This is a genomic window from Haloferax sp. Atlit-12N, assembly GCF_003383095.1.
In the GTDB taxonomy this organism is placed as follows: domain Archaea; phylum Halobacteriota; class Halobacteria; order Halobacteriales; family Haloferacaceae; genus Haloferax.
The window spans coordinates 1-450 of record NZ_PSYW01000096.1; the positions used below are offsets into that span (position 1 = coordinate 1).

Annotated in this window: 1 protein-coding gene; it reads left to right on the top strand. The window is 43.3% G+C overall.

The window, feature by feature from the left end; all coding sequences use genetic code 11:
- Positions 1–450: S-layer homology domain-containing protein (locus tag C5B90_RS20180; protein ID WP_148708287.1), on the top strand; the 450-nt coding region annotated here is incomplete at both ends.

Sequence of the window (450 nt, forward strand, 5' to 3'; positions counted from 1 at the left end):
AAAAGGGAATAACAGGTTTACAGTTTGAGGTGAATAAATTCTCCACCTTCTCCATTCTCTACTTACCAGAGAAGGAAGAAGAAGTGAAGGAGCCAATTACTGAGGGTGTTACCCATCTACCTTACATTCAAGGCTATCAAGATGATACCTTCCGTCCAAATGCTCCTGTTACACGCGCACAAATGGCGAGTATGTTTGCACGTCATATAACTAACAATGACATCCCGGAGGCAAGTGCAACATTTACGGATACTGTGAAGCATGATGCTAAAGATGCTATAGAATTTGTAACAGAAACAGGACTATTTAAAGGAATTACTGCAACAAGTTTTCAGCCAAACGGTTCGATTACGCGTGCACAGATGGCTACAGTGGCAGCCCGCTGGATAGAACAGCAATGTGTAGAACGTCCTGATACCGATTTCTGTCCACCAACCTCACAAAGTCCAG